A 25943-nucleotide genomic window follows, 5' to 3' on the forward strand; every position below is an offset into this window, starting at 1 on the left:
TGCCTTTACCGCCACGACGCTGAGCCTGGTACGCAGCCAATGGCTGGGTCTTGGCGTAGCCACCGTGGGAAATGGTCACCGGGCCAACGAAGAACTTTGAACCATGGCCACTATCCACGTAGACGGCAAAGAGCTCGAAGTCGATGGGGCAGACAACCTGTTACAGGCGTGTCTGTCGCTAGGCCTCGATATCCCTTATTTCTGCTGGCACCCAGCCCTTGGCAGCGTTGGCGCTTGCCGCCAGTGCGCGGTCAAGCAGTACACCGACGAGAACGACAAGCGTGGTCGGATCGTCATGTCCTGCATGACCCCCGCCACCGACGGCAGCTGGATCTCCATCGACGACGAAGAAGCGAAAGTGTTTCGCGCGAGCGTCGTTGAATGGTTGATGACCAACCACCCTCACGACTGCCCGGTCTGTGAGGAAGGCGGTCACTGCCACCTGCAAGACATGACGGTGATGACCGGCCACAACGAGCGCCGTTATCGCTTCACCAAGCGCACTCACCAGAACCAGCAACTGGGCCCGTTCATTTCCCACGAAATGAACCGCTGCATCGCCTGCTATCGCTGCGTGCGCTTCTATAAAGACTACGCTGGCGGCACCGACCTCGGCGTATTCGGCGCCCACGACAACGTGTACTTCGGTCGCGTTGAAGACGGCACCCTCGAAAGCGAGTTCTCCGGCAACCTCACCGAGGTCTGCCCGACTGGTGTGTTCACCGACAAGACTCACTCCGAGCGCTACAACCGTAAGTGGGACATGCAGTTCTCGCCGAGCATCTGCCATGGCTGCTCCAGCGGTTGCAACATTTCCCCGGGCGAGCGTTACGGCGAACTGCGTCGCATCGAAAACCGTTTCAACGGTTCGGTGAACCAGTACTTCCTGTGCGACCGTGGCCGTTTCGGCTATGGCTACGTCAACCGCGAAGACCGCCCGCGTCAGCCACTGCTGGCCAACGGCGCCAAGCTGAGCCTCGACGAAGCACTGGATAAAGCCGCTGACCTGCTGCGCGGTCGCAACATCGTCGGTATCGGTTCGCCGCGCGCCAGCCTCGAAAGCAACTACGCGTTGCTGGAACTGGTCGGTGCCGAGCACTTCTACTCCGGTATCGAAGCCGCTGAACTTGAGCGCATTCGTCTGGTTGTGCAGGTGCTCAAAGACAGCCCGCTGCCGATCCCGAACATGCGCGACATCGAAGATCACGATGCGATTTTCGTCCTCGGCGAAGACCTGACCCAGACTGCTGCGCGCATGGCCCTGGCCCTGCGTCAATCGGTCAAGGGCAAGGCCGAAGACATGGCCGACGCCATGCGTGTTCAGCCGTGGCTCGATGCCGCGGTGAAGAACATCGGTCAGAACGCGCTGAACCCGCTGTTCATCGCCAGCCTGGCTGAAACCAAACTCGACGACGTGGCTGAAGAATGCGTTCACGCAGCTCCCGACGACCTGGCCCGCATCGGTTTCGCCGTGGCTCACGCCCTCGATGCCAGCGCGCCGGCCGTTGAAGGCCTGGACGCTGAAGCCCTCGAATTGGCTCAGCGCATCGCCAGCGCCCTGCTCGCTGCCAAGCGTCCGTTGATCATTGCCGGTACCTCACTGGGTTCCAAGGCGCTGATCGAAGCCGCGGCGAACATCGCCAAGGCCCTGAAGCTGCGCGAGAAGAACGGCTCCATCAGCCTGATCGTGCCAGAGGCCAACAGCCTCGGCCTGGCCATGCTCGGTGGTGACTCGGTCGACGCAGCCCTGCAAGCGGTGATCGACGGCAAGGCGGACGCCATCGTCGTGCTGGAAAACGATCTGTACACCCGTACCGACAAAGCCCGTGTCGATGCTGCCCTGAACGCCGCGAAAGTGGTAATCGTGGCGGACCATCAGAAGACCGCCACCAGCGATCGCGCGCACCTGGTGCTGCCAGCTGCCAGCTTCGCTGAAGGCGACGGTACGCTGGTCAGCCAGGAAGGCCGCGCCCAGCGTTTCTTCCAGGTCTTCGACCCGACTTACCTCGACGCAAGCATTCTGGTTCACGAAGGCTGGCGCTGGCTGCATGCCCTGCGTTCGACCCTGCTGAACCAGCCAATCGACTGGACCCAACTGGACCACGTCACCGCTGCCGTTGCTGCGAGCAAACCGCAACTGGCGCGCATCGTCGATGCCGCACCGTCCGCCGCGTTCCGCATCAAAGGCCTGAAACTGGCTCGCGAACCGCTGCGTTACAGCGGCCGGACCGCCATGCGCGCCGATATCAGCGTGCACGAACCGCGTACTTCCCAGGACAACGACACCGCGTTCTCGTTCTCCATGGAAGGTTACTCGGGCTCGGTCGAACCGCGTCAGCAAGTACCATTCGCCTGGTCTCCGGGCTGGAACTCGCCGCAAGCCTGGAACAAGTTCCAGGACGAAGTCGGTGGTCACATCCGCGCTGGCGACCCGGGCACTCGCCTGATCGAAAGCACCGGTGATTCGCTGAACTGGTTCGCCAGTGTTCCGCGCGCGTTCAACCCGGCTCCGGGCACCTGGCAGGTCGTGCCGTTCTTCCACCTGTTCGGCAGCGAAGAGAACTCTTCCAAAGCCGCGCCGGTTCAAGAACGCATTCCAGCCGCTTACGTGTCGCTGGCCAAGTCCGAAGCCGATCGTCTGGGTGTCAATGACGGTGCCCTGCTGAGCCTGAACGTGGCCGGCCAGACCCTGCGTCTGCCGCTGCGTATCAACGAAGAGCTGGGTGCCGGTCTGGTCGCATTGCCGGCCGGTATTGCCGGCATTCCGCCAGCGATCTTCGGCAAATCCGTTGACGGTCTGCAGGAGGCAGCGCTATGACCTGGTTCACTCCTGAAGTGATCGACGTAATCATCGCGGTCCTCAAGGCCATCGTGATTCTGCTCGCCGTGGTGGTGTGCGGCGCGCTGCTGAGCTGGGTCGAGCGTCGTCTGCTCGCCCTCTGGCAGGACCGTTACGGTCCGAACCGCGTCGGCCCGTTCGGCGCGTTCCAGATCGCCGCCGACATGATCAAGATGTTCTTCAAGGAAGACTGGACCCCGCCGTTCGCCGACAAAGTGATCTTCACCTTGGCGCCGGTCGTGGCCATGAGCGCCTTGCTGATTGCCTTCGCGATCATCCCGATCACCCCGACCTGGGGTGTGGCGGACATCAACATCGGCATCCTGTTCTTCTTCGCCATGGCCGGTCTGTCGGTCTACGCGGTGCTGTTCGCCGGTTGGTCGAGTAACAACAAGTTCGCCCTGTTGGGCAGCTTGCGGGCCTCGGCGCAAACCGTGTCGTACGAAGTGTTCATGGGCCTGTCGCTGATGGGCATCGTGATCCAGGTTGGCTCGTTCAACATGCGCGACATCGTTGAATACCAGGCGCAGAACCTGTGGTTCGTCATTCCGCAGATCTTCGGTTTCCTGACCTTCTTCATCGCTGGCGTCGCCGTGACTCACCGTCACCCGTTCGACCAGCCGGAAGCGGAACAGGAACTGGCCGACGGTTACCACATTGAATACGCCGGCATGAAATGGGGCATGTTCTTCGTCGGTGAGTACATCGGCATCGTGCTGATTTCGGCGCTGCTGGTGACGTTGTTCTTCGGTGGCTGGCACGGTCCGTTCGGCATTCTGCCGCAGATCCCGTTCATCTGGTTTGCACTGAAAACCGCGTTCTTCATCATGTTCTTCATCCTGTTGCGCGCCTCGATTCCGCGTCCACGGTATGACCAAGTGATGGATTTCAGCTGGAAGTTCTGCCTGCCGCTGACCCTCGTCAACATGCTGGTGACCGCTGCGGTCGTGTTGCTCAACACGCCCGCCGTCGCGGCTCAGTGAGGATAGAGAATCATGAAGTACATTTTTGACATCGTGCATGGCTTCTTCACCCAGCTTCGCAGCCTGGTGATGATCTTCGGCCACGCCTTCCGCAAGCGCGACACGCTGCAGTACCCGGAAGAAGCCGTGTACCTGCCGCCGCGCTTCCGTGGCCGTATCGTCCTGACCCGCGACCCTGACGGTGAAGAGCGTTGTGTAGCCTGTAACCTGTGCGCCGTGGCGTGCCCGGTCGGTTGCATCTCGCTGCAGAAAGCTGAAACCGAAGACGGTCGCTGGTACCCGGACTTCTTCCGCATCAACTTCTCGCGCTGCATTTTCTGCGGCCTCTGCGAGGAAGCCTGCCCGACCACCGCGATCCAGCTGACACCGGATTTCGAGATGGCCGAGTTCAAACGTCAGGACCTGGTGTACGAGAAAGAAGATCTGCTGATCTCCGGCCCCGGCAAAAACCCTGATTACAACTTCTATCGTGTTGCAGGTATGGCGATTGCCGGTAAGCCCAAAGGCGCCGCGCAGAATGAAGCCCAGCCGATCAACGTGAAGAGCTTGCTGCCTTAAGGAAGAAAGATGGAATTCGCTTTCTATTTCGCATCGGGTATCGCTGTTGTGTCCACGCTTCGCGTGATCACCAACACCAACCCCGTGCACGCCCTGCTCTACCTGATCATTTCGCTGATCGCCGTGGCCATGACGTTCTTCGCCCTCGGCGCACCGTTTGCCGGTGTACTGGAAGTGATCGCCTACGCTGGCGCCATCATGGTGCTGTTCGTGTTCGTGGTGATGATGCTGAACCTGGGCCCGGCCTCGGTTCAGCAAGAGCGCGTCTGGCTCAAGCCCGGTATCTGGCTGGGCCCCGTCGCCCTCGGCACCCTGCTGCTGGTTGAACTGTTGTATGTGCTGTTCAGCGATGCCAGCGGGCAGGCCATCGGCCACACCACCGTAGACGCCAAGGCCGTGGGCATCAGCCTGTTCGGTCCGTATCTGCTGGTGGTCGAACTCGCCTCGATGCTGCTGCTCGCCGCAGCCGTCACGGCGTTCCACTTGGGCCGCAACGAAGCCAAGGAGCAATGACGATGCCTGCTATCCCTTTGGAGCATGGTCTGGCGGTCGCCGGCATCCTGTTCTGCCTCGGTCTGGTCGGCCTGATGGTCCGGCGCAACATTCTCTTCGTGCTGATGAGCCTGGAGGTCATGATGAATGCCTCCGCTTTGGCGTTCATCGTTGCCGGTAGCCGCTGGGGTCAACCGGATGGACAGATCATGTTCATCCTGGTGATCAGCCTGGCAGCCGCCGAGGCCAGTATTGGCCTCGCGATTCTGTTGCAGCTGTATCGCCGCTTCCACACTCTCGATATTGACGCTGCCAGCGAGATGCGCGGATGAACCTTCTCTATCTGACTTTCGTATTCCCTCTCATTGGTTTCCTGCTGCTGGCGTTCTCCCGTGGACGCCTCTCGGAAAACCTTTCGGCGCTGATCGGCGTCGGCTCCATTGGCCTTTCGGCAATCGTCACTGCTTACATAATCTGGCAGTTCAACGTTGCGCCACCTGAAGGCGGTCACTACACCCAGGTGTTGTGGCAGTGGATGGCGGTGGAAGGCTTCACGCCTAACTTCGCCCTGTACCTGGATGGTCTGTCCCTGACCATGCTGGGTGTGGTGGTCGGCGTCGGCTTCCTGATCCACCTGTTCGCATCCTGGTACATGCGCGGTGAAGCCGGTTACTCGCGCTTCTTCGCCTACACCAACCTGTTTATCGCCAGCATGCTGTTCCTGGTCCTGGCCGATAACCTGTTGTTCGTGTACTTCGGCTGGGAAGGCGTGGGCCTGTGCTCGTACCTGTTGATCGGTTTCTACTACAGCAACCGCAACAACGGTAACGCGGCACTCAAAGCCTTCATCGTGACCCGCGTCGGCGATGTGTTCATGGCCATCGGCCTGTTCATCCTGTTCCAACAGTTGGGCACGCTGAACATCCAGGAACTGCTGGTCAAGGCGCCTGAGCACTTCAAGGCCGGCGACTTCTGGATCGTTCTGGCGACCCTGATGCTGCTGGGCGGCGCTGTCGGTAAATCCGCGCAACTGCCACTGCAAACCTGGCTGGCGGATGCGATGGCCGGCCCTACCCCGGTTTCGGCACTGATCCACGCCGCGACCATGGTGACCGCCGGTGTCTACCTGATTGCCCGTACCCACGGTCTGTTCGCCCTGGCGCCGGATATCCTGCACCTGGTGGGTGTCGTGGGTGGTGTGACGCTGGTGCTGGCAGGTTTTGCCGCACTGGTGCAGACCGACATCAAACGTATCCTCGCCTACTCGACCATGAGCCAGATCGGCTACATGTTCCTGGCACTCGGCGTAGGTGCGTGGGACGGCGCGATCTTCCACCTGATGACCCACGCCTTCTTCAAGGCGCTGCTGTTCCTTGCGTCCGGTTCGGTAATCGTTGCCTGCCACCACGAGCAGAACATCTTCAAGATGGGCGGTCTGTGGAAGAAACTGCCACTGGCCTACGCCAGCTTCATCGTCGGCGGCGCGGCCCTGGCGGCCTTGCCTCTGGTGACTGCGGGCTTCTACTCCAAGGATGAAATCCTTTGGGAAGCGTTCGCCAGCGGTAACCAGGGTCTGCTTTATGCCGGTCTGGTCGGTGCCTTCATGACCTCGCTGTACACCTTCCGCCTGATCTTCATCGCGTTCCACGGTGAAGCGAAGACCGAAGCGCATGCCGGTCACGGCATTGCTCACTGGCTGCCACTGTCGGTGCTGATCGTACTGTCGACGTTCGTCGGCGCAATGATCGTTCCGCCGCTGCACGGTGTACTGCCACAAAGCGTCGGCCATGCCGGCGGCGAAGCCAAGCACAGTCTGGAAATCGCCTCGGGTGCCATCGCCCTGGCCGGTATCCTGCTGGCCGCGCTGCTGTTCCTCGGCAAGCGCCGCTTCGTCACCGCCATCGCCAACAGCGGCGTCGGCCGCTTCCTTTCGGCCTGGTGGTTCGCTGCCTGGGGCTTCGACTGGATCTACGACAAACTGTTCGTCAAGCCTTACCTTGCGATCAGCCACATTCTGCGCAAAGACCCGCTCGACCAGACCATCGGTCTGATCCCGCGTATGGCCAAAGGCGGTCACACCGCCCTGAGCCGCACCGAGACCGGTCAATTGCGTTGGTATGCCGCCTCGATGGCTGCTGGTGCCGTGCTGGTAATCGGCGCCGTCGTGCTGGTAGCGGTCTGATATGAACCTTGCGAACTTGCGAAAGGAAACGAGCCCGTCATGATTCTGCCCTGGCTAATCCTGATCCCCTTCATCGGCGGCCTGCTGTGCTGGATGGGTGAGCGCTTCGGCGCCACCCTCCCCCGCTGGATTGCGCTGATCACCATGTCCCTGTTGCTCTCCCTTGGCCTCTGGCTGTGGGCCAACGGTGACTATTCATTTGCACCGGCGCCTGGCGCCGATCCGACCTGGGCGATTGAGTTCAAGCACGTCTGGATCCAGCGCTTCGGCATCAACGTGCACCTGGCCCTCGACGGCCTGTCGCTGTTGATGATCCTGCTGACCGGCCTGCTGGGTGTCCTCTCGGTACTCTGCTCGTGGAAAGAGATCCAGCGTCATGTGGGCTTCTTCCACCTGAACCTGATGTGGATCCTGGGCGGTGTCGTTGGCGTGTTCCTCGCCCTCGACCTGTTCATGTTCTTCTTCTTCTGGGAAATGATGCTGGTGCCGATGTACTTCCTCATCGCGCTCTGGGGTCACAGTTCTTCGGACGGCAAGAAAACCCGGATCTACGCGGCAACCAAGTTCTTCATCTTCACTCAGGCTTCCGGCCTGATCATGTTGGTGGCGATCCTGGGGCTGGTACTGGTCAACTTCAACGACACTGGCGTGATTACCTTCAACTACGCCGATCTGTTGAAAACCAAGATGTCGACGACCACCGAGTACATCCTGATGCTCGGTTTCTTCATCGCCTTCGCGGTCAAGCTGCCAGTCGTACCGTTCCACTCCTGGTTGCCTGACGCTCACGCCCAGGCACCGACCGCGGGTTCCGTGGACCTGGCCGGTATCTTGTTGAAGACTGCGGCCTATGGCCTGCTGCGTTTCGCCCTGCCGCTGTTCCCGAACGCCTCGGCCGAGTTCGCGCCGTTCGCGATGACCCTGGGTCTGATCGGGATCTTCTACGGTGCGTTCCTGGCTTTCGCACAAACCGACATCAAGCGTCTGATCGCCTTCTCGTCCGTTTCCCACATGGGCTTCGTGTTGATCGGCATCTACTCCGGCAGCCAACTGGCGCTGCAGGGCGCAGTGATGCAGATGCTGGCGCACGGTCTGTCGGCCGCGGCACTCTTTATCCTCTCCGGTCAGCTGTACGAGCGTACCCACACCCGCGATATGCGTGAGATGGGTGGCCTGTGGTCGAAGATTGCCTACCTGCCGGCTCTCAGCCTGTTCTTCGCCGCCGCGTCCCTGGGCTTGCCGGCGACCGGTAACTTTGTCGGTGAGTTCCTGATCCTGATCGGCACCTTCGCCAGCGCCCCATGGATCACTGTGATTGCGACGTCCGGCCTGGTGTTCGGTTCGGTCTACTCGCTGATCATGGTCCACCGTGCCTTCTTCGGCCCGTCGAAATCGGACGCTGTGCTGCATGGCATGGACGGTCGCGAACTGATCATGGTGGTTGGGCTTGCGGCGCTGCTGATCTACATCGGCGTGTACCCGCAACCGTTCCTCGATACCTCTGCCGCGACGATGCATGGCGTGCAGCAGTGGCTCGGCACCGCCTTCACTCAACTCGCTTCGGCCCGGTAAGAGCGCTATGGAATTCACGACTCAACACTTTATCGCGCTTGCGCCGTTGTTGATCACCAGCGCCACGATCATCGTGGTGATGCTGGCTATCGCATGGCGCCGCAACCACTCACAGACCTTCCTGCTGTCGGTGGCAGGCCTGAACCTGGCGTTGCTATCAATCCTGCCAGCCCTGAAAGTCGCGCCATTGGCCGTGACGCCATTGCTGCAGATCGACACCTTCGCCTGCCTGTACATGGCGCTGATCCTGGTCGCCACCCTCGCCTGTGTAACCCTCGCCCACGCCTACCTGGGCGATGGCGGTTCGGGCTACCCGGGCAACCGTGAAGAACTTTACCTGCTGATCCTGATGTCCGCCGCCGGTGGCCTGGTGCTGGTCAGCGCGCAGCACCTGGCCGGGTTGTTCGTCGGTCTGGAACTGCTCTCGGTACCGGTCTACGGTCTGGTGGCGTATGCCTTCTTCAACAAGCGTTCGCTGGAAGCCGGTATCAAGTACATGGTGCTGTCGGCCGCCGGTTCCGCGTTCCTGTTGTTCGGCATGGCCCTGCTCTACGCCGACGCTGGCAGCCTGAGCTTCAACGGCATCGGTCAGGCCCTGGCGGCCACCGGTCTGCCAAGCTCTCTGGCTCAATTGGGCCTGGGCATGATGCTGATCGGCCTGGCGTTCAAGTTGTCGCTGGTACCGTTCCACCTCTGGACCCCGGACGTTTACGAAGGTGCTCCGGCACCGGTGGCAGCGTTCCTGGCCACCGCGTCAAAAGTCGCTGTGTTCGCGGTGATGGTGCGTCTGTTCCAGATCTCGCCAGCGGCGAGCAGCGGTGTGCTGAGCGACGTACTGACCATCATCGCCATCGCATCGATCCTGTTCGGTAACCTGCTGGCACTGACCCAAAGCAACCTCAAACGTCTGCTGGGTTACTCGTCCATCGCCCACTTCGGCTACCTGCTGATCGCCCTGGTGGCGAGCAAAGGCCTGGCCGTGGAAGCCATCGGCGTGTACCTGGTCACCTACGTGATCACCAGCCTCGGCGCATTCGGTGTGATCACCCTGATGTCCTCGCCGTACAACGGCCGTGACGCGGATGCCCTGTACGAATACCGCGGCCTGTTCTGGCGCCGTCCGTACCTGACCGCCGTCCTGACCGTGATGATGCTGTCCCTGGCCGGTATCCCGCTGACCGCGGGCTTCATCGGCAAGTTCTACATCATCGCTACCGGTGTCGAATCGCACCAATGGTGGCTGGTCGGCTCCCTGGTATTGGGCAGCGCCATCGGCGTCTTCTACTACCTGCGTGTGATGGTCACCTTGTACCTGATGGAACCGAACCTGCGTCGCCACGACGCGCAACTGCACTGGGAACAACGTGCAGGCGGCGTGATGCTGCTGGCGATTGCTGTACTGGCGTTCTTCCTCGGCCTGTATCCACAGCCGCTGCTGAACCTGGTTCAGCAATCGGGGTTGGCAGGTTGATCGCGTAAGCGATACTCGGTAGAAAACAGAAACGGCACCTTCGGGTGCCGTTTTTGCGTTTGGGGATTCAACATCAAAAGATCGCAGCCTTCGGCGGCGCCTACAAGCGTGTAGGAGCTGCCGAAGGCTGCGATCTTTTGATGTTGAATCCCCTCTCCTCCCCGATATCCAGAATCGCCTCGCGGATGAATCAGCCGCGTCCTACATCCCGATCCTGCCTGCGACTTTAACGTAATGACTTGACCGAATTGGCAGGCACAGAAGCCTTGACCTATTCGATTCTTGTGATAGAAATATACGCAGGTAACGTACAGAACATGGACGCTCTTTTTATCGAATTACCCGCATTTCAAAAGCATCGAAATGACTACCTGGACGACGAACTGTTTCGCAGCTTTCAACTGGAGCTGCTGAAAAACCCGGAAACTGGCGACCTGGTGGAAGGTATGGGCGGGTTGCGAAAGGTCCGTTTCTCCGACCAGCGACGAGGTAAAGGCAAGCGCAGTGGACTAAGGGTGATTTATTACTGGTGGTCGGGTTTTGATCAATTCTGGCTGTTCACCATATATGGCAAAAACGAGCAAGACGACTTGTCGCCTTCCCAGAAGAAACTTTTCAGACAAACTCTAGATAGCGAAATCAACACGAGATCCCACTATGAAACGTGACATTTTTGCCGAACTGATGGAAGGCCTTGAAGCCTTGGCCGACGAGCGCCAAGGCAAGGTCACGCTGCGAACCCACAAGGTCAAACTGCCAAAACTGGTGCCAATCACTGCCGAAGAAGTGGTAGCCATACGCCAACAGCTCAACCTTTCCCGTTCGGTATTCGCGATGTACTTGCGCACCAACACCCGGACGCTGGAGAACTGGGAGCAAGGGCGGGCGAAACCTAATGCTCAGGCGACAACACTGATCCGGCTGGTTGAGCGCTTTCCGGAGACGGTTCAACAACTGGCGGCGCTGACCTGAATCCACTGTTGTGTCCGATGACGCCATCGCGGGCAAGTCGGGTCGCCGCACCGCCGCTCCCACAGGTTTCGCGCTAGTAGCAGATTTTATGACCATTCCCTATCCACTGTGGGAGCGGGCTTGCCCGCGATGGCGGTGGAACAGGCACAAACAAAAACGGCACCTTACGGTGCCGTTCGCCTTTCACATTACAGACGCTTACTTACGCGCCGCCTCCCACGATTTCAGCAGTTCGGCATAGCTCACGGTTTCGCCTTTAGGCTTCTCGTTCGCCAGTTTCGCTTTCGGCGCACCCGGTTGATCGAACCAGTACTGCGCATCCCGCTCCGGATTCATTTTCGGCCCGCAGGTCGGTTGTACCTTGGAACGTTCCAGACGGGTCATGATCGCGTCCTGATCCTTGGCCAGACCGTCCAGTGCCTGTTGCGGCGTTTTCTCGCCACTGGCGGCTTCGGCGATGTGGCTCCACCACAGTTGCGCCAAACGCGGATAGTCCGGCACGTTGGTCCCGGTCGGGGTCCATTGCACGCGGGCCGGGCTGCGATAGAACTCCACCAGGCCACCGAGTTTCGGCGCCAGGTCGGTCATGGCTTGCGAGTTGATATCCGATTCGCGGATCGGGGTCAGACCGACAATGGTTTTCTTCAACGATACGGTTTTCGACGTCACGAACTGCGCGTACAGCCAGGCCGCGAGTTTTTGCTTTTCAGGCGTGGACTTGAGGAAGGTCCAGGAACCGGCGTCCTGATAACCGAGCTTCATGCCCTCCTCCCAGTACGGACCTTTTGGCGAGGGTGCCATGCGCCATTTCGGCGTGCCGTCGGCGTTCATCACCGGCAGGCCCGGTTTGGTCATGTCGGCGGTAAACGCGGTGTACCAGAAGATCTGCTGGGCGATGTTGCCCTGGGACGGCACCGGCCCAGACTCGGAGAAGGTCATGCCCGCCGCTTCCGGTGGCGCGTATTTTTTCATCCAGTCTACGTACTTGGTGGTCGCATACACCGCCGCCGGGCCGTTGGTGTCGCCGCCGCGGGTCACGCTGGAGCCGACCGGATGACAATCCTCGACGCGGATACCCCACTCGTCCACCGGCAAACCGTTGGGTATGCCTTTATCGCCAGCACCCGCCATGGAGAACCAGGCATCGGTGAAGCGCCAGCCGAGGGATGGGTCTTTCTTGCCGTAGTCCATGTGGCCGTAGACGCGTTTGCCGTCGATTTCCTTGACGTCTTCGCTGAAGAATTTGGCGATGTCTTCATAGGCCGACCAGTTCACCGGTACGCCCAGTTCATAACCGTATTTTTCTTTGAATTTCGCTTTCAGATCCGCCCGCTCGAACCAGTCGGCGCGAAACCAGTAGAGGTTGGCGAACTGCTGGTCGGGCAGTTGATAGACTTTGCCGTCCGGCGCGGTGGTGAACGAGATACCGATGAAGTCTTTGATGTCCAGCGTTGGCGAGGTGTAGGCCTTGCCTTCGTTGGCCATCAGGTCGGTAATCGATTCGGTCTTGCCGTAGCGAAAGTGCGTACCGATCAGGTCCGAGTCATTGACCCAACCGTCATAGATGTTCTTGTCCGATTGCATCTGGGTCTGCAGTTTTTCCACCACGTCGCCTTCTTGCAGCAAGTCGTGGGTCAGCTTGATCCCGGTGATCTCGGTAAAGGCCTTCGCCAGCGTTTTGGATTCATATTCGTGGGTCGCGATGGTTTCCGAAACCACCTTGATGCTCATCCCGCGAAACGGCTCGGACGCCTTGATGAACCACTTCAGCTCTTCGAGTTGCTGGGCTTCGGTCAGGGTGGACGGTTTGAACTCGCTGCCAATCCATTTCTTGGCAGCGTCTTCATAGGCATCGGCCCAGGCCGCAGCGCTCAACCCGCTGAGTGCCAGCATGGCTGCCAATGAAACGCTATGTCGCAGCTTATTGTTTTTGTCGAACATAGAGACCTCCTGTTTAGGTTTCGGGACATGCATGCCGATCGATTTCGACTAGCCCCAACGCATCACAGCCAACAGCCACACCAGGGACAACGCGAACGCTACCCAGATGCTCCAGTCGGTGACGCCGATTACCAGCAAATGCAGGTAGGCGCTGCCGAGAAGACCGATAAACAGCCGATCGCCACGGGTAGTGGCAATCGGCAAAAAACCACGTCGAGGGATGCTCGGCGAACGCAATTCCCAGGTCGTCATGCCCGTCAGGATCAAGGCAATGACGCTGAAGAACGCCGCCGTGGGGCCAGTCCAACTCATCCATTCCATCATCAGTTCCTCATACCCGGCCCAGGGCAAAGCCCTTGGCCACGTGGTTGCGAACAAACCAGATCACCAACATGCCCGGCAGGATAGTCAACACCCCCGCTGCCGCCAGCACGCCCCAGTCGATGCCGGACGCCGAGACCGTGCGGGTCATCACCGCCGCGATGGGTTTGGCGTTCACTGAGGTCAGGGTTCGCGCCAGCAACAGCTCGACCCAGGAAAACATGAAGCAGAAAAACGCCGTGACGCCGATCCCGGAGCCGATCAGCGGGACGAAGATCTTCACGAAGAACTTGGGGAAACTGTAGCCGTCGATGTAGGCGGTTTCGTCAATTTCCTTGGGAACGCCGGACATGAAGCCTTCAAGAATCCACACCGCCAACGGCACGTTGAACAGGCAGTGAGCCAGCGCAACCGCGATGTGGGTGTCGAACAGCCCGATCGAGGAATACAACTGGAAGAACGGCAGCAGGAAAACTGCCGGTGGCGCCATGCGGTTAGTCAGTAGCCAGAAAAACAGGTGCTTGTCACCGAGGAAACGATAGCGTGAAAACGCATACGCCGCCGGCAGCGCCACGCTCAAGGAAATCACCGTGTTCAGGCTCACGTAGTACAGCGAGTTGAGATAACCGGTGTACCAGCTCGGGTCAGTGAAGATCACCTTGTAGTTGGCGAAGGTGAAATCCTGGGGAAACAGGGTCAGACCGCCGAGGATTTCGGTGTTGCTCTTGAAGGACATGTTCAGCAGCCAGTAGATCGGCACCAGCAGGAACAGGATGTAGATCAGCAGTGGAATCAGCTTTCTCTTGCTCATGGCGGGCCTCACCGATTGGCGTCAGAGTGAGTCATGGCGGTGTAGAACAGCCACGACACCAACAGAATGATCAGGAAGTACACCAGCGAGAATGCAGCCGCCGGGCCGAGGTCGAATTGCCCTACGGCCATTTGGGTCAGAGTCTGACTCAGGAAGGTCGTGGCATTCCCCGGGCCACCACCGGTCAACACAAACGGCTCGGTGTAGATCATGAAGCTGTCCATGAACCGCAGCATCACCGCGATCAGCAGCACGCTCTTGAGCTTGGGCAACTGGATGTGTCGGAAAACCGCCCAGGCCGACGCTCGATCAATCCGCGCCGCCTGGTAATACACGTCTGGAATCGCCCGTAAACCGGAGAAACACAACAGCGCAACCAGCGACGTCCAGTGCCAGACGTCCATCACCAACACCGTGACCCAGGCGTCCATGGTGTTGGATGCATAGTTGTAGTTAAGGCCCATGGCCTTGAGGCTGGCGCCGAGCAGACCAATGTCCGCGCGGCCGAAAATCTGCCAGATGGTGCCGACCACGTTCCACGGGATCAGCAGCGGAATCGCCAGAATAATCAGCACAACCGACGACCAGCGGCCCTTGGTCGGCATGGTCAGGGCGATGGCGATGCCCAACGGAATTTCGATCAATAACACGCAACCGGAGTAGATGAACTGGCGCAGCAGCGAGTCATGCAAACGAGGGTCGAGCAGCACTTGCTTGTACCAGTCGGCGCCGACGAAGTAGCGGCTGGACTGGTCGAAGATGTCCTGCACCGAGTAGTTGACCACGGTCATCATCGGGATCACCGCACTGAACGCCACCAGCAGAAATACCGGCAACACCAGCCACCAGGCCTTGTTGTTCTGCACCTTGTTCATGGCAGCACCTCCAACAGGTAATCATCGGCATAGACCATCAGCCATTGCGCCGGAAAACTGATGTATGCCGTGCCTTCGGGCACCGGTTTGTCTTCGGCCAGGCGTACTTTCAGCGGAGCGCCGTCGAGGTTCAGGGTCATGATCTTGTAGGTCCCCAGGTCTTCAACGTGTACGACCTGTGCCTGCATCGCGTCATCAAAGGGTTCGTCCCACACATGGACGAACTCCGGACGAATGCCGACCTTCAGGGTTTTCCATTCGGACTCGGCGATTCGTTTCTGCATCGCGTCGGACAACGGCAAATGAGTCCCGGCAAAACCAACACCGCCGGCTTGTGGCTGGACCTCGATCAGGTTCATCCCCGGGCTGCCAATGAAATAACCGACAAAGGTGTGGCTCGGTCGCTCGAACAATTCCCGTGGCGTGCCGAACTGCACGATTTGGCCGCCATACATCACTGCGATCTTGTCAGCGAAGGTCGAAGCTTCGAGCTGATCGTGGGTGACGTAGACCATGGTGATGTTGAACTGCTCGTGGATCTGCTTGAGCTTGCGCCGCAGTTTCCATTTCAGGTGCGGGTCGATCACCGTCAGCGGTTCATCGAAGAGGATTGCCGACACGTCATCGCGCACCAGTCCACGGCCCATGGAGACTTTCTGTTTTTCATCGGCGGTAAGGTTGCGCGCCTTTTTGTACAGCAGTGCCTGGAGATCGAGGACTTCAGCGATTTCCTGCACCTTGGTGTGAATTTTCGCTTCCGCCATGCCCTGATTGCGCAACGGGAAGGCCAGGTTATCGAACACCGTCATGGTGTCGTAGACCACCGGAAACTGGAAAACCTGGGCGATGTTGCGCTTTTCCGGGGTCAGTTCGTTAACCACTTTACTGTCGAACAGTACTTGGCCCTGGGACGGGCTGAGTAACCCGGAAATGATGTTGAGCAAGGTCGACTTGCCGCACCCCGAAGGCCCGAGCAGCGCATACGCGCCGCCCTGCTCCCAGACGTGGTCCATCTCGCGGATCGCGTAATCCTCAGGGCCAGTCGGCGTAGGAGTGTAGCTGTGGGCAAGGTTCTGCAAACGGATTTCGGCCATCAGGCAACCCTCGCAATGCGCCGACCGGGCGCCTGAACCAGCCGCCCCTGCATATCGAACACAAACAGTTTATGGGTCGGGATATAGATGCGAATCGGCGCGTCGACGTCGTATTCGTGAACACCCGGCAAGTGCAGCACCAGCAGGAAATACTCGTTGCGCACGTGCAGGAAGGTTTCCGAACCGCTGATCTCGGCCACCTCGACGGTCACCGCCAACTCCAGATCGTCGTCGTTGCTCGGCACCAGCGAAATGTGGCTGGGGCGCACGCCGAAACGGAACTCGCCCTCGCCCACCGGCCGCAGATCGACGTTCAACGGAAAGTGCACAAAATTGGCGAAACTGACTTCGTTACCGGCGATACGCCCCGGCATCAGGTTGATCGGCGGTTCGGAGAACAATTCCGCCGCCAGCACGGTTTGTGGCTGGTGATACACCTCGGAGGACTTGCCGCTTTGAATCACCCGACCTTCGTGAAGAATCGTGGTTGTACCGCCCAGCGCCAGGGCTTCGTTGGGTTCCGTGGTGGCGTAAATCGCAATGGTGTGCCGGGCCTTGAACAGCTCGCGCATTTCCTGGCGTAGCTCTTCGCGCAGCTTGTAGTCGAGGTTGACCAGTGGCTCGTCGAACAGAATCAGCTCGGCATCCTTGACCAGCGCCCGGGCCATGGCCGTGCGCTGTTGCTGGCCACCGGAGAGCTCCAAAGGATAACGCTGGAGGAATTTCTCGATGCGCAGCATCTTCGCGGTTTCCAGCACTTTGCTCTGGATCAGCTCGTTGGAAACGCCGGACTGACGCAGCGGCGAGGCGATGTTCTCGAACACCGTCATGGTCGGGTAATTGATGAACTGCTGATAGACCATCGACACGTTGCGCAAACGCACCGGGCGTTGAGTGACGTCGACGCCGTTCATCAGGATGCGACCGCTGTCGGGCTTGTCCAGACCTGCCATCAGGCGCATGAGGCTGGTTTTGCCGGACAGCGTGCGACCGAGCAAAACGTTGAACGATCCGGGTTCGAAGTTAAGGCACGCATCGTCGATCCAGGTTTGACCCTCGACGGTACGGCTGACGTGCTCCAGGATTAGTGACATGGCTCGGCCTTTTTATTATTGGAGTCAAGCGACCGGAGCACTACAGCGACATTCGTGCCAGAAATTCCAAGCGGTTGATCTGGCTTGGAAATCCTTCAAACGGAGGAAAAACCGCGTTCGTTGCTGAACAGAAATGAACAACCGCGACTGAACAATTGAACAGTTAAAAGATTGACAATGAACAAATGTGAACAACACTCTACAGATGCTTTTTGCGTGATCCACCGCATTCATCTCGTGATGAACGCGGCCACTGTAGGAGCTGCCGAAGGCTGCGATCTTTTGACTTTTAGCGTCTGTACAAACGCCGAAGATCAAAAGATCGCAGCCTGCGGCAGCTCCTACAGGTATTGTTTTCGGCGTGATATCGCGGTGGCCCAAAGAAGCTCTGTGGCGCGCTGAACGTTTTGCAAAACCCATAAAAACAATAAAAGCTTGCTCAGAGATCGACTGCCATGGCCGCACCTGCCCCGCCGCTCTCCCACGACGCCATCATCCAGGACTCCTGGTCTCGCTGCCGCGCGTTCGGGCTCGATCATCAGAGCGCACCAGCGTTCGATCAACTGCCGGCCGATGGCATCGCCCAGTTGCTGGAGAGCCAGCACTCACTGGTGCAAACCACTCACCAGGAAGTCCTGCCGTATTACGAGAACATCCTCAGCAACTCCAACTGCCTGATCATGCTCGCCGACAATCAGGGCCAGGTGCTGACGTCCTGGGGTACCCAACGTTTCATCGAGCCGAGCCTGACCCGCGGCTTCAGCGCCGGCGCCAGCTGGATGGAGCGTTGCAGCGGGACCAATGCGATCGGCACTGCATTGGCCTGCGAGCAGGCGGTGCACATCGAACACGATGAACATTTTCTCAAGGCCAACCGCTTCATGACCGGTTCCGCCGCGCCGATTTTCGATGCCGAGCGCAAGGTGATCGCGGTGCTGGATGTGTCCAGCGACAGCTACCTGCCGCCGTCCCACACCTTGGGCATGGTCAAGATGATGAGCCAGACCGTGGAGAACCGGCTGATCCTCAACCTGTTCCATGGCCAGCATTTCCAGCTGACCTTCAACACCGGACTGAACAACCTCGACAGCCAATGGGCCGGGTTGCTGATCTTCGATGAGACCGGTCAGGTGCTGTCGGCCAATCGCCGGGCCGACAACCTGCTGGGCATCAGCCTGTCGCGAGTCAGCGTCGAAAGCCTGTTCAAAGTCTCATTGCTGGAACTGCTGAACCAGCCGGACGGCCTGCCGTTTGCCCTGCAAGCCTCGGGGCGCAACCGTTTCCAGTGCCTGTTGAAACGACCGAAACAGACGCCGATTCGGGCTCGTCTGTTTTCTGAACCTGAGCGTGCTGAACCCACGGCGCCAGCGCCCGCCGCGATCAGCCTCAACACCCTGCATTTTGGCGACAGCCGCGTGGAAAAAGCCGTGCGCCAGGCCGAGCGCTTGCTGGAAAAAGACATTCCGCTGTTGATCCATGGGGAAACCGGGGTCGGTAAGGAAGTCTTCGTCAAAGCCCTGCATCAGGCCAGTTCACGCAGCAAACAGCCTTTCATTGCCGTGAACTGTGCCGCGATCCCCGCCGAACTGGTGGAGTCCGAGCTGTTTGGCTATGAGAAAGGCGCGTTCACCGGTGCCAATCAGAAAGGCAGCATCGGGCTGATCCGCAAGGCCGACAAAGGCACCCTGTTCCTCGATGAAATCGGCGACATGCCGCTGCCGACCCAAGCCCGGCTGTTGCGGGTATTGCAAGAGCGTTGCGTGCAACCGGTGGGCAGCAGCGAGTTGTTCCCGGTGGACATTCGGATCATTTCAGCGACCAACCGCTCGTTGCGCGAACAGGTTCAGCTGGGGCGGTTTCGTGAGGATTTGTATTACCGCATCGGCGGTTTGACCCTGGAACTGCCGCCGCTCAGGGAGCGTAGCGATAAAGAGGCGCTGTTCAAACGGCTGTGGGAACAGCACCGCGAACCGAGCCAATGGGCTGGCTTGAGCCGTGAAGTGATGGAGCTGTTCAGCCGTCATCCGTGGCCGGGGAATTTGCGTCAGGTCAGCAGTGTGATGCAGGTAGCGCTGGCCATGGCCGAGGAACAACCGGTGCGGCCGGAGCATTTGCCGGATGATTTTTTTGTCGACCTGGAGATGGAGCCAGTGGATTCGCCGGAGCCGATAACCGTCGACCTCAATGATGCCGAGGAATTGAATCGGCAGTTGCAGGCGGCTGGGGGGAATATTTCCCATTTAGCCCGCAGGCTCGGGGTTAGTCGCAACACCCTTTACAAGCGATTGCGCCAGTCAGGCGACTGATCGTTCCCACGCTCCGCGTGGGAACGCAGCCCGGGACGCTCCGCGTCCCTTTCAAAAGCCGAACGCGGAGCGTCCGTTGAGGCATTCCCACGCGGAGCGTGGGAACGATCATCAGTCAGCCAATCGCCAGGTCGTCCCGCCCTTGCCGTCTTCCAGCACCACGCCCATGGCGGTGAGCTGGTCGCGGATGCGGTCGGATTCGGCCCAGTCCTTGTTGGCACGAGCCGTCAGCCGCGCCTGGATCAGTGCATCAACCTCAGCCGCATCGACCCGCCCTTCGGCACCGGCCTGCAGGAAGTCATCGGCTTCAAGCTGCAACACACCCAGCACGCTCGCCAATTCTTTCAAACGAGCCGCCAGACCGGCCGCTGCATCGAGATCGCTCTCGCGCAGACGGTTGATCTCGCGGACCATCTCGAACAGCACCGCACAGGCTTCCGGGGTACCGAAGTCGTCGTTCATCACCTGAGTGAAACGTTCGACAAAGGCTTCGCCACCAGCCGGTGCCACGTTCGGCAGGCCTTTCAACGCGTGGTAGAAACGCTCGAGCGCGCCTTTGGCGTCCTTGAGGTTGTCTTCCGAATAGTTGATCGCGCTGCGGTAGTGGCTGGATACCAGCAGGTAACGCACGACTTCCGGGTGGTACTTTTCCAGCACGTCGCGAATGGTGAAGAAGTTGTTCAAGGACTTGGACATCTTCTCGCCATTGATGCGAATCATGCCGCAATGCATCCACGCGTTGGCGTAGGTCTTGCCGGTGGCCGCTTCGCTCTGGGCGATTTCGTTTTCGTGGTGCGGGAACTCGAGGTCACTGCCGCCGCCATGAATGTCGAAGGTCTCGCCGAGGCAGCAAGTCGACATCACTGAGCACTCGATGTGCCAACCCGGACGTCCGTCGCCCCACGGCGAAGGCCAGCTCGGCTCGCCCGGCTTGGCGCCTTTCCACAGCACGAAGTCCAGTGGGTCCTGTTTCGACTCGTCGACTTCGATCCGTGCGCCGATGCGCAGGTCTTCGATCTTCTTGCGCGACAGCTTGCCGTAACCCATGAACTTGGCGACGCGGTAGTACACGTCGCCATTGCCCGGTGCGTAGGCGTAGCCCTTGTCTATCAAGGTCTGGATCATGCTCTGCATGCCAGCGATATGATCGGTGGCCCGCGGCTCCATGTCCGGCTTGAGGATATTGAGGCGCGCCTCGTCCTCGTGCATCGCGGTGATCATGCGTTCGGTCAACACATCGAACGGCTCGCCGTTCTCCTTGGCCCGATTGATGATCTTGTCTTCAATATCGGTGATGTTGCGCACATACGTCAGGTTATAACCGCTGAAACGCAACCAGCGGGTCACCAGGTCGAACGCGACCATGCTGCGGCCGTGGCCAATGTGGCAGTAGTCGTACACGGTCATCCCGCAGACGTACATGCGCACATTGTTGCCATCCAGCGGCTTGAAAACTTCTTTGCTCTTGGTGAGCGTGTTGTAGATCGTTAGCACTTTATGTTGTTCCTTGAATCACTGGCCCCACGAATCACGCAAGGTCACGGTACGGTTGAATACCGGAGCGCCCGGTTTCGAGTCCTTGATATCCGCGACGAAGTAACCTTCGCGCTCGAACTGGAAACGGTCTTCCGGCTGTGCATTGCCCAGCGAAGGCTCGGCACGACAACCAGTGAGAACTTGCAGCGAGTCAGGGTTGATGTTGTCCAGGAAACTGGCGCTGTCTTCGGCCTTTTCAGGGTTGGCCGAACGGAACAGGCGATCGTACAGACGCACTTCGCATTCGACGCTGGCCGCAGCCGGCACCCAATGCACCACGCCTTTGACCTTGCGGCCTTCAGGGTTCTTGCCCAGGGTTTCCGGATCGTACGAGCAACGCAATTCGACGATGTTGCCATCGGCGTCCTTGATCGCTTCGTCGGCACGGATCACGTAGCTGCCGCGCAGGCGCACTTCGCCGTTCGGCTCCAGGCGCTTGTAGCCTTTTGGCGGCTCTTCCATGAAGTCTTCACGGTCGATGTAGAGCTCACGGGCGAACGGCAGAACGCGCACGCCCATGTCTTCTTTCGGGTGGCACGCCAATTCGAGGTTTTCGACCTGGCCTTCCGGGTAGTTGGTGATCACGACTTTCAGCGGACGCAGCACGCACATGGCACGCGGGGCGCTGTGGTCGAGGTCGTCACGGATGCTGAATTCGAGCATGCCGAAGTCGACCACGCCGTCGGAACGGTTGGTGCCGATCATTTCGCAGAAGTTGCGGATCGATTTCGGCGTGTAGCCACGGCGACGGAAACCCGACAGCGTGGACATGCGCGGATCGTCCCAGCCATGAACGTGCTTTTCATCGACCAGTTGCTTGAGCTTGCGCTTGCTGGTGATGGTGTAGTTCAGGTTCAGGCGGCTGAACTCGTACTGACGCGGTTTCGCCGGTACTGGCAGGTTCTCGAGGAACCATTCGTACAGCGGACGATGGCTTTCGAACTCCAGGGTGCAGATCGAGTGGGTGATGCCTTCGAGGGCGTCCGACTGGCCGTGGGTGAAGTCGTAGTTCGGGTAGATGCACCACTTGTCGCCGGTCTGGTGGTGATGGGCATGACGGATGCGATACATGATCGGGTCGCGCAGGTTCATGTTCGGCGAGGCCATGTCGATCTTGGCCCGCAGCACGCGTGCGCCGTCCTTGAACTCGCCAGCCTTCATGCGGGCGAACAGGTCGAGGTTTTCTTCAACCGAGCGGTCACGGAACGGGCTGTTCTTGCCCGGTTCGGTCAGGCTGCCACGGTATTCCTTGGCTTGCTCGGGGGTCAGGTCGTCGACGTAGGCCTTGCCGGCCTTGATCAGCTCTACCGCCCAGTCGTGCAACTGGTCGAAATACTGCGAGGCATAGCGCACTTCACCGGACCATTCGAAGCCCAGCCATTTGACGTCGCTTTCGATTGCGTCGATGTATTCCTGGTCTTCCTTGGCCGGGTTGGTGTCGTCGAAACGCAGGTGCGTGACGCCGCCGAATTCCTGGGCCAGACCGAAGTTCACACAGATCGACTTGGCGTGACCGATGTGCAGGTAGCCGTTGGGCTCAGGCGGGAAACGGGTGACGATCTGCGTGTGCTTACCCGAGTCCAGGTCCGCCTGGATGATCGGGCGCAGGAAATTGACCGGCACGGCAGGGCCAGTCTTGGAATTCGAGGTAGGGTCGACAGTGGGCTTGCTCATAGGATCCTTGAACGTACAAGTGCGCGGCCAGTTGGCCAAATCAAAGCGGCTGTTATAAATCAAAGGGGCTTATCATAGCCGATGCTGTCAAGTGGCTGACAGAGCAGGCCGGCAATCGGTTGCATTTAATCGGTTGCCAATGAAAAACAGCCTCGAAATTCGCGCCCGGCACGCTAAACTGCCTGCCTTGGCCGACACTGGCCGGACTGGTTGAGGGCCTGAACGCCCCGAAACCCACGAATTCATAGAAAAAAGAGTACCGATCATGACCCAAGTCAAACTGACCACCAACCATGGCGACATCGTCCTGGAACTGAACGCTGAGAAAGCCCCGATCACCGTGGCCAACTTCATCGAATACGTCAAAGCCGGTCACTACGAAAACACCGTTTTCCACCGTGTCATCGGCAACTTCATGATCCAGGGCGGCGGTTTCGAGCCAGGCATGAAAGAAAAGAAAGACAAGCGCCCAAGCATCCAGAACGAAGCCGACAACGGCCTGCCGAACGTGAAATATAGCGTGGCCATGGCCCGCACCATGGAGCCGCATTCGGCTTCCGCCCAGTTCTTCATCAACGTGGCTGACAACAGCTTCCTCAACCACAGTGGCAAAACCACTCAGGGCTGGGGCTACGCCGTATTCGCCAAAGTAGTCGAAGGCACCGACGTGGTCGACAAGATCAAAGGCGTGGCCACGACTTCCAAAGCCGGCCACCAGGACGTACCAGCAGAAGACGTGATCATCGAGAAAGCCGAGATCATTGAGTGATACTGCTGATTTCAGACTTGCATCTGGAAGAGGAGCGCCCGGACATTACCCGGGCGTTTCTGGATTTGCTCGCTAGACGTGCCCGCTCAGCGAGTGCGTTGTACATTCTGGGCGACTTTTTCGAGGCGTGGATTGGCGACGATGCCATGACGCCGTTCCAGCGTTCCATCTGCCAGGCCCTGCGCGACCTCAGCGACAGCGGCACGGCCATTTTTCTGATGCACGGCAATCGCGACTTCATGCTCGGCCAGGCTTTCTGCAAACAGGCCGGCTGCACGTTGTTGAAAGACCCGAGTGTCGTGCAGTTCTACGGCGAGCCAGTGCTATTGATGCACGGCGACAGCCTCTGCACCCGCGACGAAGCGTATATGAAGCTGCGGCGCTACCTGCGCAACCCGATCACCCGGTTCATCCTGCGAAATCTGCCCTTGCGCACTCGCCATAAACTGGCGCGCAAGCTGCGCAGCGAAAGCCGCGCGCAAACGCGGATGAAGGCTAATGACATTGTCGATGTCACGCCGGAAGAAGTGCCGCGGGTCATGCAGCAGTACGGCGTGAAGACCTTGATCCACGGCCACACCCATCGCCCGGCCATCCACAAGTTGCAGATTGGCGAGCAAGCAGCCAAACGCATTGTGTTGGGGGATTGGGATCGTCAGGGTTGGGCGTTGCAGGTGGATGAGCAAGGGTTTGCGTTGGCGCCGTTTGATTTCACCCCGCCGCCACAACTGGCAGCCCCTTCTGCCTAATCGACCCGATCATTCCCACGCTCTGCGTGGGAATGCCTCAACGGACGCTCTGCGTTCGGCTTTGAATGGGACGCGGAGCGTCCCGGGCTGCATTCCCACGCGGAGCGTGGGAACGATCTTCTGGGCTCAATGACCGGAGGCAGCCGGGCCCGCTTTCGCCGCAAATGGCGGTTTCGCCAGCCACACCAGCAGAATCAACCCCATGAACGCCCACCCGAGCAACGTGAAGTAATCCACGGTGGAGAGCATGTACGCCTGGCTGGTCAGCACATGATCCAGCTGCGCGTAGGCTGGGTTACCCGCCCCGCCGAGCGTGTTCAACGCCTCCCGGGTCGCCGGCTCATACGTGGTAATGCTTTCACTCAAATATGCATGGTGTTGATCGGCGCGGCGAATCCAGATCCAGGTGGTCAACGATGCCGCAAAACTACCGCCCAGGGTCCGCAGGAAGGTCGCAAGGCCTGCGCCGTCGGCAATCTGGCTCGGTGGCAAGTCCGACATCAAAATGCTCAGGGTCGGCATGAAGAACAGCGCCACCCCGATGCCCATGAACAACTGCACCAAAGCGATGTGCTGGAAGTCCACTTCGTTGGTAAACCCGGCGCGCATGAAGCAACTCAAGCCGATGCACAGGAACGCGCCACCGGCCAATAGTCGGAGGTCAAACTTGTGCGCGTACTTGCCGACAAACGGCGACAGCAGCACCGGCAAAATACCGATCGGCGCCACCGCCAATCCGGCCCAGGTGGCGGTGTAGCCCATTTGGGTTTGCAGCCATTGTGGCAGGATCAGGTTGATGCCGAAAAACCCGGCATAACCGCCCACCAGCACGATGGTGCCGATACGGAAGTTGCGGTAAGCGAACAGCCGCAGGTTGACCACCGGGTGTTTGTCAGTCATTTCCCAGATCACGAACACCGCCAGCGCAATCACTGAAATAGCCGCGCCGACGATGATGAAGTTCGATTCGAACCAGTCCAGATCATTGCCCTTGTCGAGGATCACCTGCAACGCGCCGACACCGATGATCAAGGTGATCAAACCGACGTAATCCATTGGCTGGTAACTGGTCACCACCGGACGCGCCTTGAGTTGCTGGCGCACCACCATCACTGCGAAAACTCCGATCGGTACGTTGATAAAGAAAATCCACGGCCAGCTGTAGCTGTCAGTAATCCAGCCGCCGAGGATCGGCCCTGCAATCGGCGCCACCACCGTGACCATCGCCAGCAACGCCAGGGCCATGCCTCGCCTGGCGGGCGGATAGACTGCAATCAGCAGCGTCTGGGTCATCGGGTACAAGGGACCGGCCACCAGGCCTTGAAGCACCCGAAAGCCGATCAGCTCTGGCATCGAGGTTGAGATGCCACAGAGAAACGAGGCCAGCACGAACAGCATTGTCGCCCAGAGAAACAGCTTCACCTCACCAAAACGCCGGCTGAGCCAACCGGTCAGCGGCAGCGCAATGGCGTTGCTCACGGCAAACGAGGTGATGACCCAGGTGCCCTGCTCCGAACTCACGCCCAGGTTGCCGGAAATCGTCGGCAAGGCCACGTTGGCAATGGTGGTGTCGAGCACCTGCATGAAGGTCGCCAGCGACAGGCCGATGGTGCTGAGCAGCAGGCTGGGCGGCGTGAAAGACGCGTTATTGCTCATCGCAAATCCTTTGAAACCTGATTGGCGCTGCGCCTGTTACAGACGCAG

22 protein-coding genes and 1 pseudogene are annotated in these 25943 nt (G+C 59.4%); 13 read left to right on the plus strand and 10 right to left on the minus strand.

Annotation, left to right across the window (positions count from 1 at the left end; translation table 11 throughout):
* Positions 1–79, minus strand: a pseudogene (locus tag ACQKPC_RS00005) (hypothetical protein); the annotation flags it as partial.
* A 24-nt stretch (positions 80–103) separates the two neighbouring features.
* On the opposite strand from ACQKPC_RS00005, the gene nuoG reads away from it, so the two are divergent.
* The 10 genes from nuoG (at position 104) to ACQKPC_RS00055 (ending at position 11069) form a co-directional block, all read left to right on the plus strand.
* A complete protein-coding gene (nuoG, locus tag ACQKPC_RS00010; protein WP_427622689.1) occupies positions 104–2818 on the plus strand; it encodes an NADH-quinone oxidoreductase subunit NuoG in 2715 nt (904 codons plus the stop codon).
* Positions 2815–3822, plus strand: coding sequence for an NADH-quinone oxidoreductase subunit NuoH (nuoH, locus tag ACQKPC_RS00015; RefSeq protein ID WP_008014900.1), 1008 nt, complete (start codon positions 2815–2817; stop codon positions 3820–3822). Before nuoG ends, nuoH begins: the two co-directional genes overlap by 4 nt.
* A 12-nt stretch (positions 3823–3834) precedes the next feature.
* A complete protein-coding gene (nuoI, locus tag ACQKPC_RS00020; protein WP_008014903.1) occupies positions 3835–4380 on the plus strand; it encodes an NADH-quinone oxidoreductase subunit NuoI in 546 nt (181 codons plus the stop codon).
* 9 nt (positions 4381–4389) lie between these two features.
* Entirely contained in the window at positions 4390–4893 is a 504-nt protein-coding gene (gene nuoJ / locus ACQKPC_RS00025; RefSeq protein WP_007905076.1) for an NADH-quinone oxidoreductase subunit J, read from the plus strand.
* A gap of 2 nt (positions 4894–4895) precedes the next feature.
* Positions 4896–5204 carry an NADH-quinone oxidoreductase subunit NuoK gene (gene nuoK, locus ACQKPC_RS00030; protein ID WP_007905077.1) on the plus strand — a complete coding sequence of 103 codons (309 nt, stop codon included), beginning with the start codon at positions 4896–4898 and terminating at the stop codon, positions 5202–5204.
* Complete coding sequence (gene nuoL, locus ACQKPC_RS00035) at positions 5201–7054, plus strand: NADH-quinone oxidoreductase subunit L (RefSeq protein ID WP_007905078.1); 1854 nt, start codon at positions 5201–5203, stop codon at positions 7052–7054. The genes nuoK and nuoL overlap by 4 nt, the downstream gene beginning before the upstream one ends.
* A 39-nt stretch (positions 7055–7093) precedes the next feature.
* Positions 7094–8626 (plus strand): NADH-quinone oxidoreductase subunit M, encoded by a 1533-nt coding sequence (nuoM, locus tag ACQKPC_RS00040; RefSeq protein WP_007905080.1) that lies wholly within the window; start codon positions 7094–7096, stop codon positions 8624–8626.
* A gap of 7 nt (positions 8627–8633) precedes the next feature.
* Positions 8634–10097 (plus strand): NADH-quinone oxidoreductase subunit NuoN, encoded by a 1464-nt coding sequence (gene nuoN / locus ACQKPC_RS00045; RefSeq protein WP_007905081.1) that lies wholly within the window; start codon positions 8634–8636, stop codon positions 10095–10097.
* Between the two features lie 317 nt (positions 10098–10414).
* Entirely contained in the window at positions 10415–10765 is a 351-nt protein-coding gene (locus ACQKPC_RS00050) for a toxin (protein WP_427622875.1), read from the plus strand.
* A complete protein-coding gene (locus ACQKPC_RS00055) occupies positions 10755–11069 on the plus strand; it encodes a helix-turn-helix domain-containing protein (RefSeq protein WP_217857158.1) in 315 nt (104 codons plus the stop codon). Before ACQKPC_RS00050 ends, ACQKPC_RS00055 begins: the two co-directional genes overlap by 11 nt.
* Before the next feature lie 198 nt (positions 11070–11267).
* Here the strand turns inward: ACQKPC_RS00055 and ACQKPC_RS00060 are convergent, their stop codons facing one another.
* From ACQKPC_RS00060 to ACQKPC_RS00085, 6 genes are read right to left on the minus strand one after another with little or no spacing between them, the layout of a single operon-like run.
* Entirely contained in the window at positions 11268–13010 is a 1743-nt protein-coding gene (locus ACQKPC_RS00060) for an extracellular solute-binding protein (protein ID WP_123496647.1), read from the minus strand.
* Positions 13011–13058: 48 nt separating this feature from the next.
* The gene (locus ACQKPC_RS00065; protein WP_032830117.1) at positions 13059–13331 is read right to left on the minus strand and encodes a DUF2160 domain-containing protein; all 273 of its coding nucleotides are present in this window, start codon (positions 13329–13331) and stop codon (positions 13059–13061) included.
* 10 nt (positions 13332–13341) lie between these two features.
* A complete protein-coding gene (locus ACQKPC_RS00070; RefSeq protein ID WP_007896138.1) occupies positions 13342–14142 on the minus strand; it encodes a carbohydrate ABC transporter permease in 801 nt (266 codons plus the stop codon).
* Positions 14143–14150: 8 nt separating this feature from the next.
* Positions 14151–15017, minus strand: a complete 867-nt coding sequence (locus ACQKPC_RS00075; protein ID WP_008068280.1) for a carbohydrate ABC transporter permease — start codon at positions 15015–15017, stop codon at positions 14151–14153.
* The gene (locus tag ACQKPC_RS00080) at positions 15014–16111 is read right to left on the minus strand and encodes an ABC transporter ATP-binding protein (RefSeq protein WP_427622690.1); all 1098 of its coding nucleotides are present in this window, start codon (positions 16109–16111) and stop codon (positions 15014–15016) included. The genes ACQKPC_RS00075 and ACQKPC_RS00080 overlap by 4 nt, the downstream gene beginning before the upstream one ends.
* Positions 16111–17205: an ABC transporter ATP-binding protein gene (locus ACQKPC_RS00085; protein ID WP_030130905.1), complete on the minus strand. Its 1095-nt coding sequence runs from the start codon at positions 17203–17205 to the stop codon at positions 16111–16113. The genes ACQKPC_RS00080 and ACQKPC_RS00085 overlap by 1 nt, the downstream gene beginning before the upstream one ends.
* A 455-nt stretch (positions 17206–17660) precedes the next feature.
* Between ACQKPC_RS00085 and ACQKPC_RS00090 the strand changes: the two genes are divergently transcribed.
* Positions 17661–19511 (plus strand): sigma-54-dependent Fis family transcriptional regulator, encoded by a 1851-nt coding sequence (locus ACQKPC_RS00090; RefSeq protein WP_427622691.1) that lies wholly within the window; start codon positions 17661–17663, stop codon positions 19509–19511.
* A 111-nt stretch (positions 19512–19622) separates the two neighbouring features.
* Here ACQKPC_RS00090 and cysS read toward each other — a convergent pair whose 3' ends face one another.
* Both cysS and ACQKPC_RS00100 read right to left on the minus strand, forming a co-directional pair.
* Positions 19623–21005 carry a cysteine--tRNA ligase gene (cysS, locus tag ACQKPC_RS00095; RefSeq protein ID WP_008014309.1) on the minus strand — a complete coding sequence of 461 codons (1383 nt, stop codon included), beginning with the start codon at positions 21003–21005 and terminating at the stop codon, positions 19623–19625.
* Positions 21006–21023: 18 nt separating this feature from the next.
* On the minus strand, positions 21024–22721 hold the full coding sequence (locus ACQKPC_RS00100; protein ID WP_427622692.1) for a glutamine--tRNA ligase/YqeY domain fusion protein: 1698 nt from the start codon (positions 22719–22721) through the stop codon (positions 21024–21026).
* 265 nt (positions 22722–22986) lie between these two features.
* Between ACQKPC_RS00100 and ACQKPC_RS00105 the strand changes: the two genes are divergently transcribed.
* Entirely contained in the window at positions 22987–23490 is a 504-nt protein-coding gene (locus ACQKPC_RS00105) for a peptidylprolyl isomerase (RefSeq protein ID WP_007896145.1), read from the plus strand.
* The gene (lpxH, locus tag ACQKPC_RS00110) at positions 23487–24239 is read left to right on the plus strand and encodes a UDP-2,3-diacylglucosamine diphosphatase (RefSeq protein ID WP_427622693.1); all 753 of its coding nucleotides are present in this window, start codon (positions 23487–23489) and stop codon (positions 24237–24239) included. The genes ACQKPC_RS00105 and lpxH overlap by 4 nt, the downstream gene beginning before the upstream one ends.
* 126 nt (positions 24240–24365) lie before the next feature.
* Here the strand turns inward: lpxH and ACQKPC_RS00115 are convergent, their stop codons facing one another.
* Entirely contained in the window at positions 24366–25895 is a 1530-nt protein-coding gene (locus ACQKPC_RS00115; protein ID WP_427622694.1) for a DHA2 family efflux MFS transporter permease subunit, read from the minus strand.
* Positions 25896–25943: the final 48 nt, after the last annotated feature.

The organism is Pseudomonas sp. NPDC089918 (assembly GCF_050280605.1).
Lineage (GTDB): Bacteria > Pseudomonadota > Gammaproteobacteria > Pseudomonadales > Pseudomonadaceae > Aquipseudomonas.

Coding starts and splice junctions, on each gene's coding strand:
- ACQKPC_RS00115 (WP_427622694.1), bottom strand. CDS start 25,895: ATGAGCAATAACGCGTCTTTCACGCCGCCCAGCCTGCTGCTCAGCACC.
- ACQKPC_RS00065 (WP_032830117.1), bottom strand. CDS start 13,331: ATGGAATGGATGAGTTGGACTGGCCCCACGGCGGCGTTCTTCAGCGTC.
- ACQKPC_RS00075 (WP_008068280.1), bottom strand. CDS start 15,017: ATGAACAAGGTGCAGAACAACAAGGCCTGGTGGCTGGTGTTGCCGGTA.
- nuoM (WP_007905080.1), top strand. CDS start 7,094: ATGATTCTGCCCTGGCTAATCCTGATCCCCTTCATCGGCGGCCTGCTG.
- nuoL (WP_007905078.1), top strand. CDS start 5,201: ATGAACCTTCTCTATCTGACTTTCGTATTCCCTCTCATTGGTTTCCTG.
- nuoN (WP_007905081.1), top strand. CDS start 8,634: ATGGAATTCACGACTCAACACTTTATCGCGCTTGCGCCGTTGTTGATC.
- nuoJ (WP_007905076.1), top strand. CDS start 4,390: ATGGAATTCGCTTTCTATTTCGCATCGGGTATCGCTGTTGTGTCCACG.
- ACQKPC_RS00105 (WP_007896145.1), top strand. CDS start 22,987: ATGACCCAAGTCAAACTGACCACCAACCATGGCGACATCGTCCTGGAA.
- ACQKPC_RS00100 (WP_427622692.1), bottom strand. CDS start 22,721: ATGAGCAAGCCCACTGTCGACCCTACCTCGAATTCCAAGACTGGCCCT.
- ACQKPC_RS00060 (WP_123496647.1), bottom strand. CDS start 13,010: ATGTTCGACAAAAACAATAAGCTGCGACATAGCGTTTCATTGGCAGCC.
- ACQKPC_RS00090 (WP_427622691.1), top strand. CDS start 17,661: ATGGCCGCACCTGCCCCGCCGCTCTCCCACGACGCCATCATCCAGGAC.
- ACQKPC_RS00050 (WP_427622875.1), top strand. CDS start 10,415: ATGGACGCTCTTTTTATCGAATTACCCGCATTTCAAAAGCATCGAAAT.
- ACQKPC_RS00055 (WP_217857158.1), top strand. CDS start 10,755: ATGAAACGTGACATTTTTGCCGAACTGATGGAAGGCCTTGAAGCCTTG.
- nuoH (WP_008014900.1), top strand. CDS start 2,815: ATGACCTGGTTCACTCCTGAAGTGATCGACGTAATCATCGCGGTCCTC.
- nuoG (WP_427622689.1), top strand. CDS start 104: ATGGCCACTATCCACGTAGACGGCAAAGAGCTCGAAGTCGATGGGGCA.
- ACQKPC_RS00080 (WP_427622690.1), bottom strand. CDS start 16,111: ATGGCCGAAATCCGTTTGCAGAACCTTGCCCACAGCTACACTCCTACG.
- ACQKPC_RS00070 (WP_007896138.1), bottom strand. CDS start 14,142: ATGAGCAAGAGAAAGCTGATTCCACTGCTGATCTACATCCTGTTCCTG.
- nuoK (WP_007905077.1), top strand. CDS start 4,896: ATGCCTGCTATCCCTTTGGAGCATGGTCTGGCGGTCGCCGGCATCCTG.
- ACQKPC_RS00085 (WP_030130905.1), bottom strand. CDS start 17,205: ATGTCACTAATCCTGGAGCACGTCAGCCGTACCGTCGAGGGTCAAACC.
- nuoI (WP_008014903.1), top strand. CDS start 3,835: ATGAAGTACATTTTTGACATCGTGCATGGCTTCTTCACCCAGCTTCGC.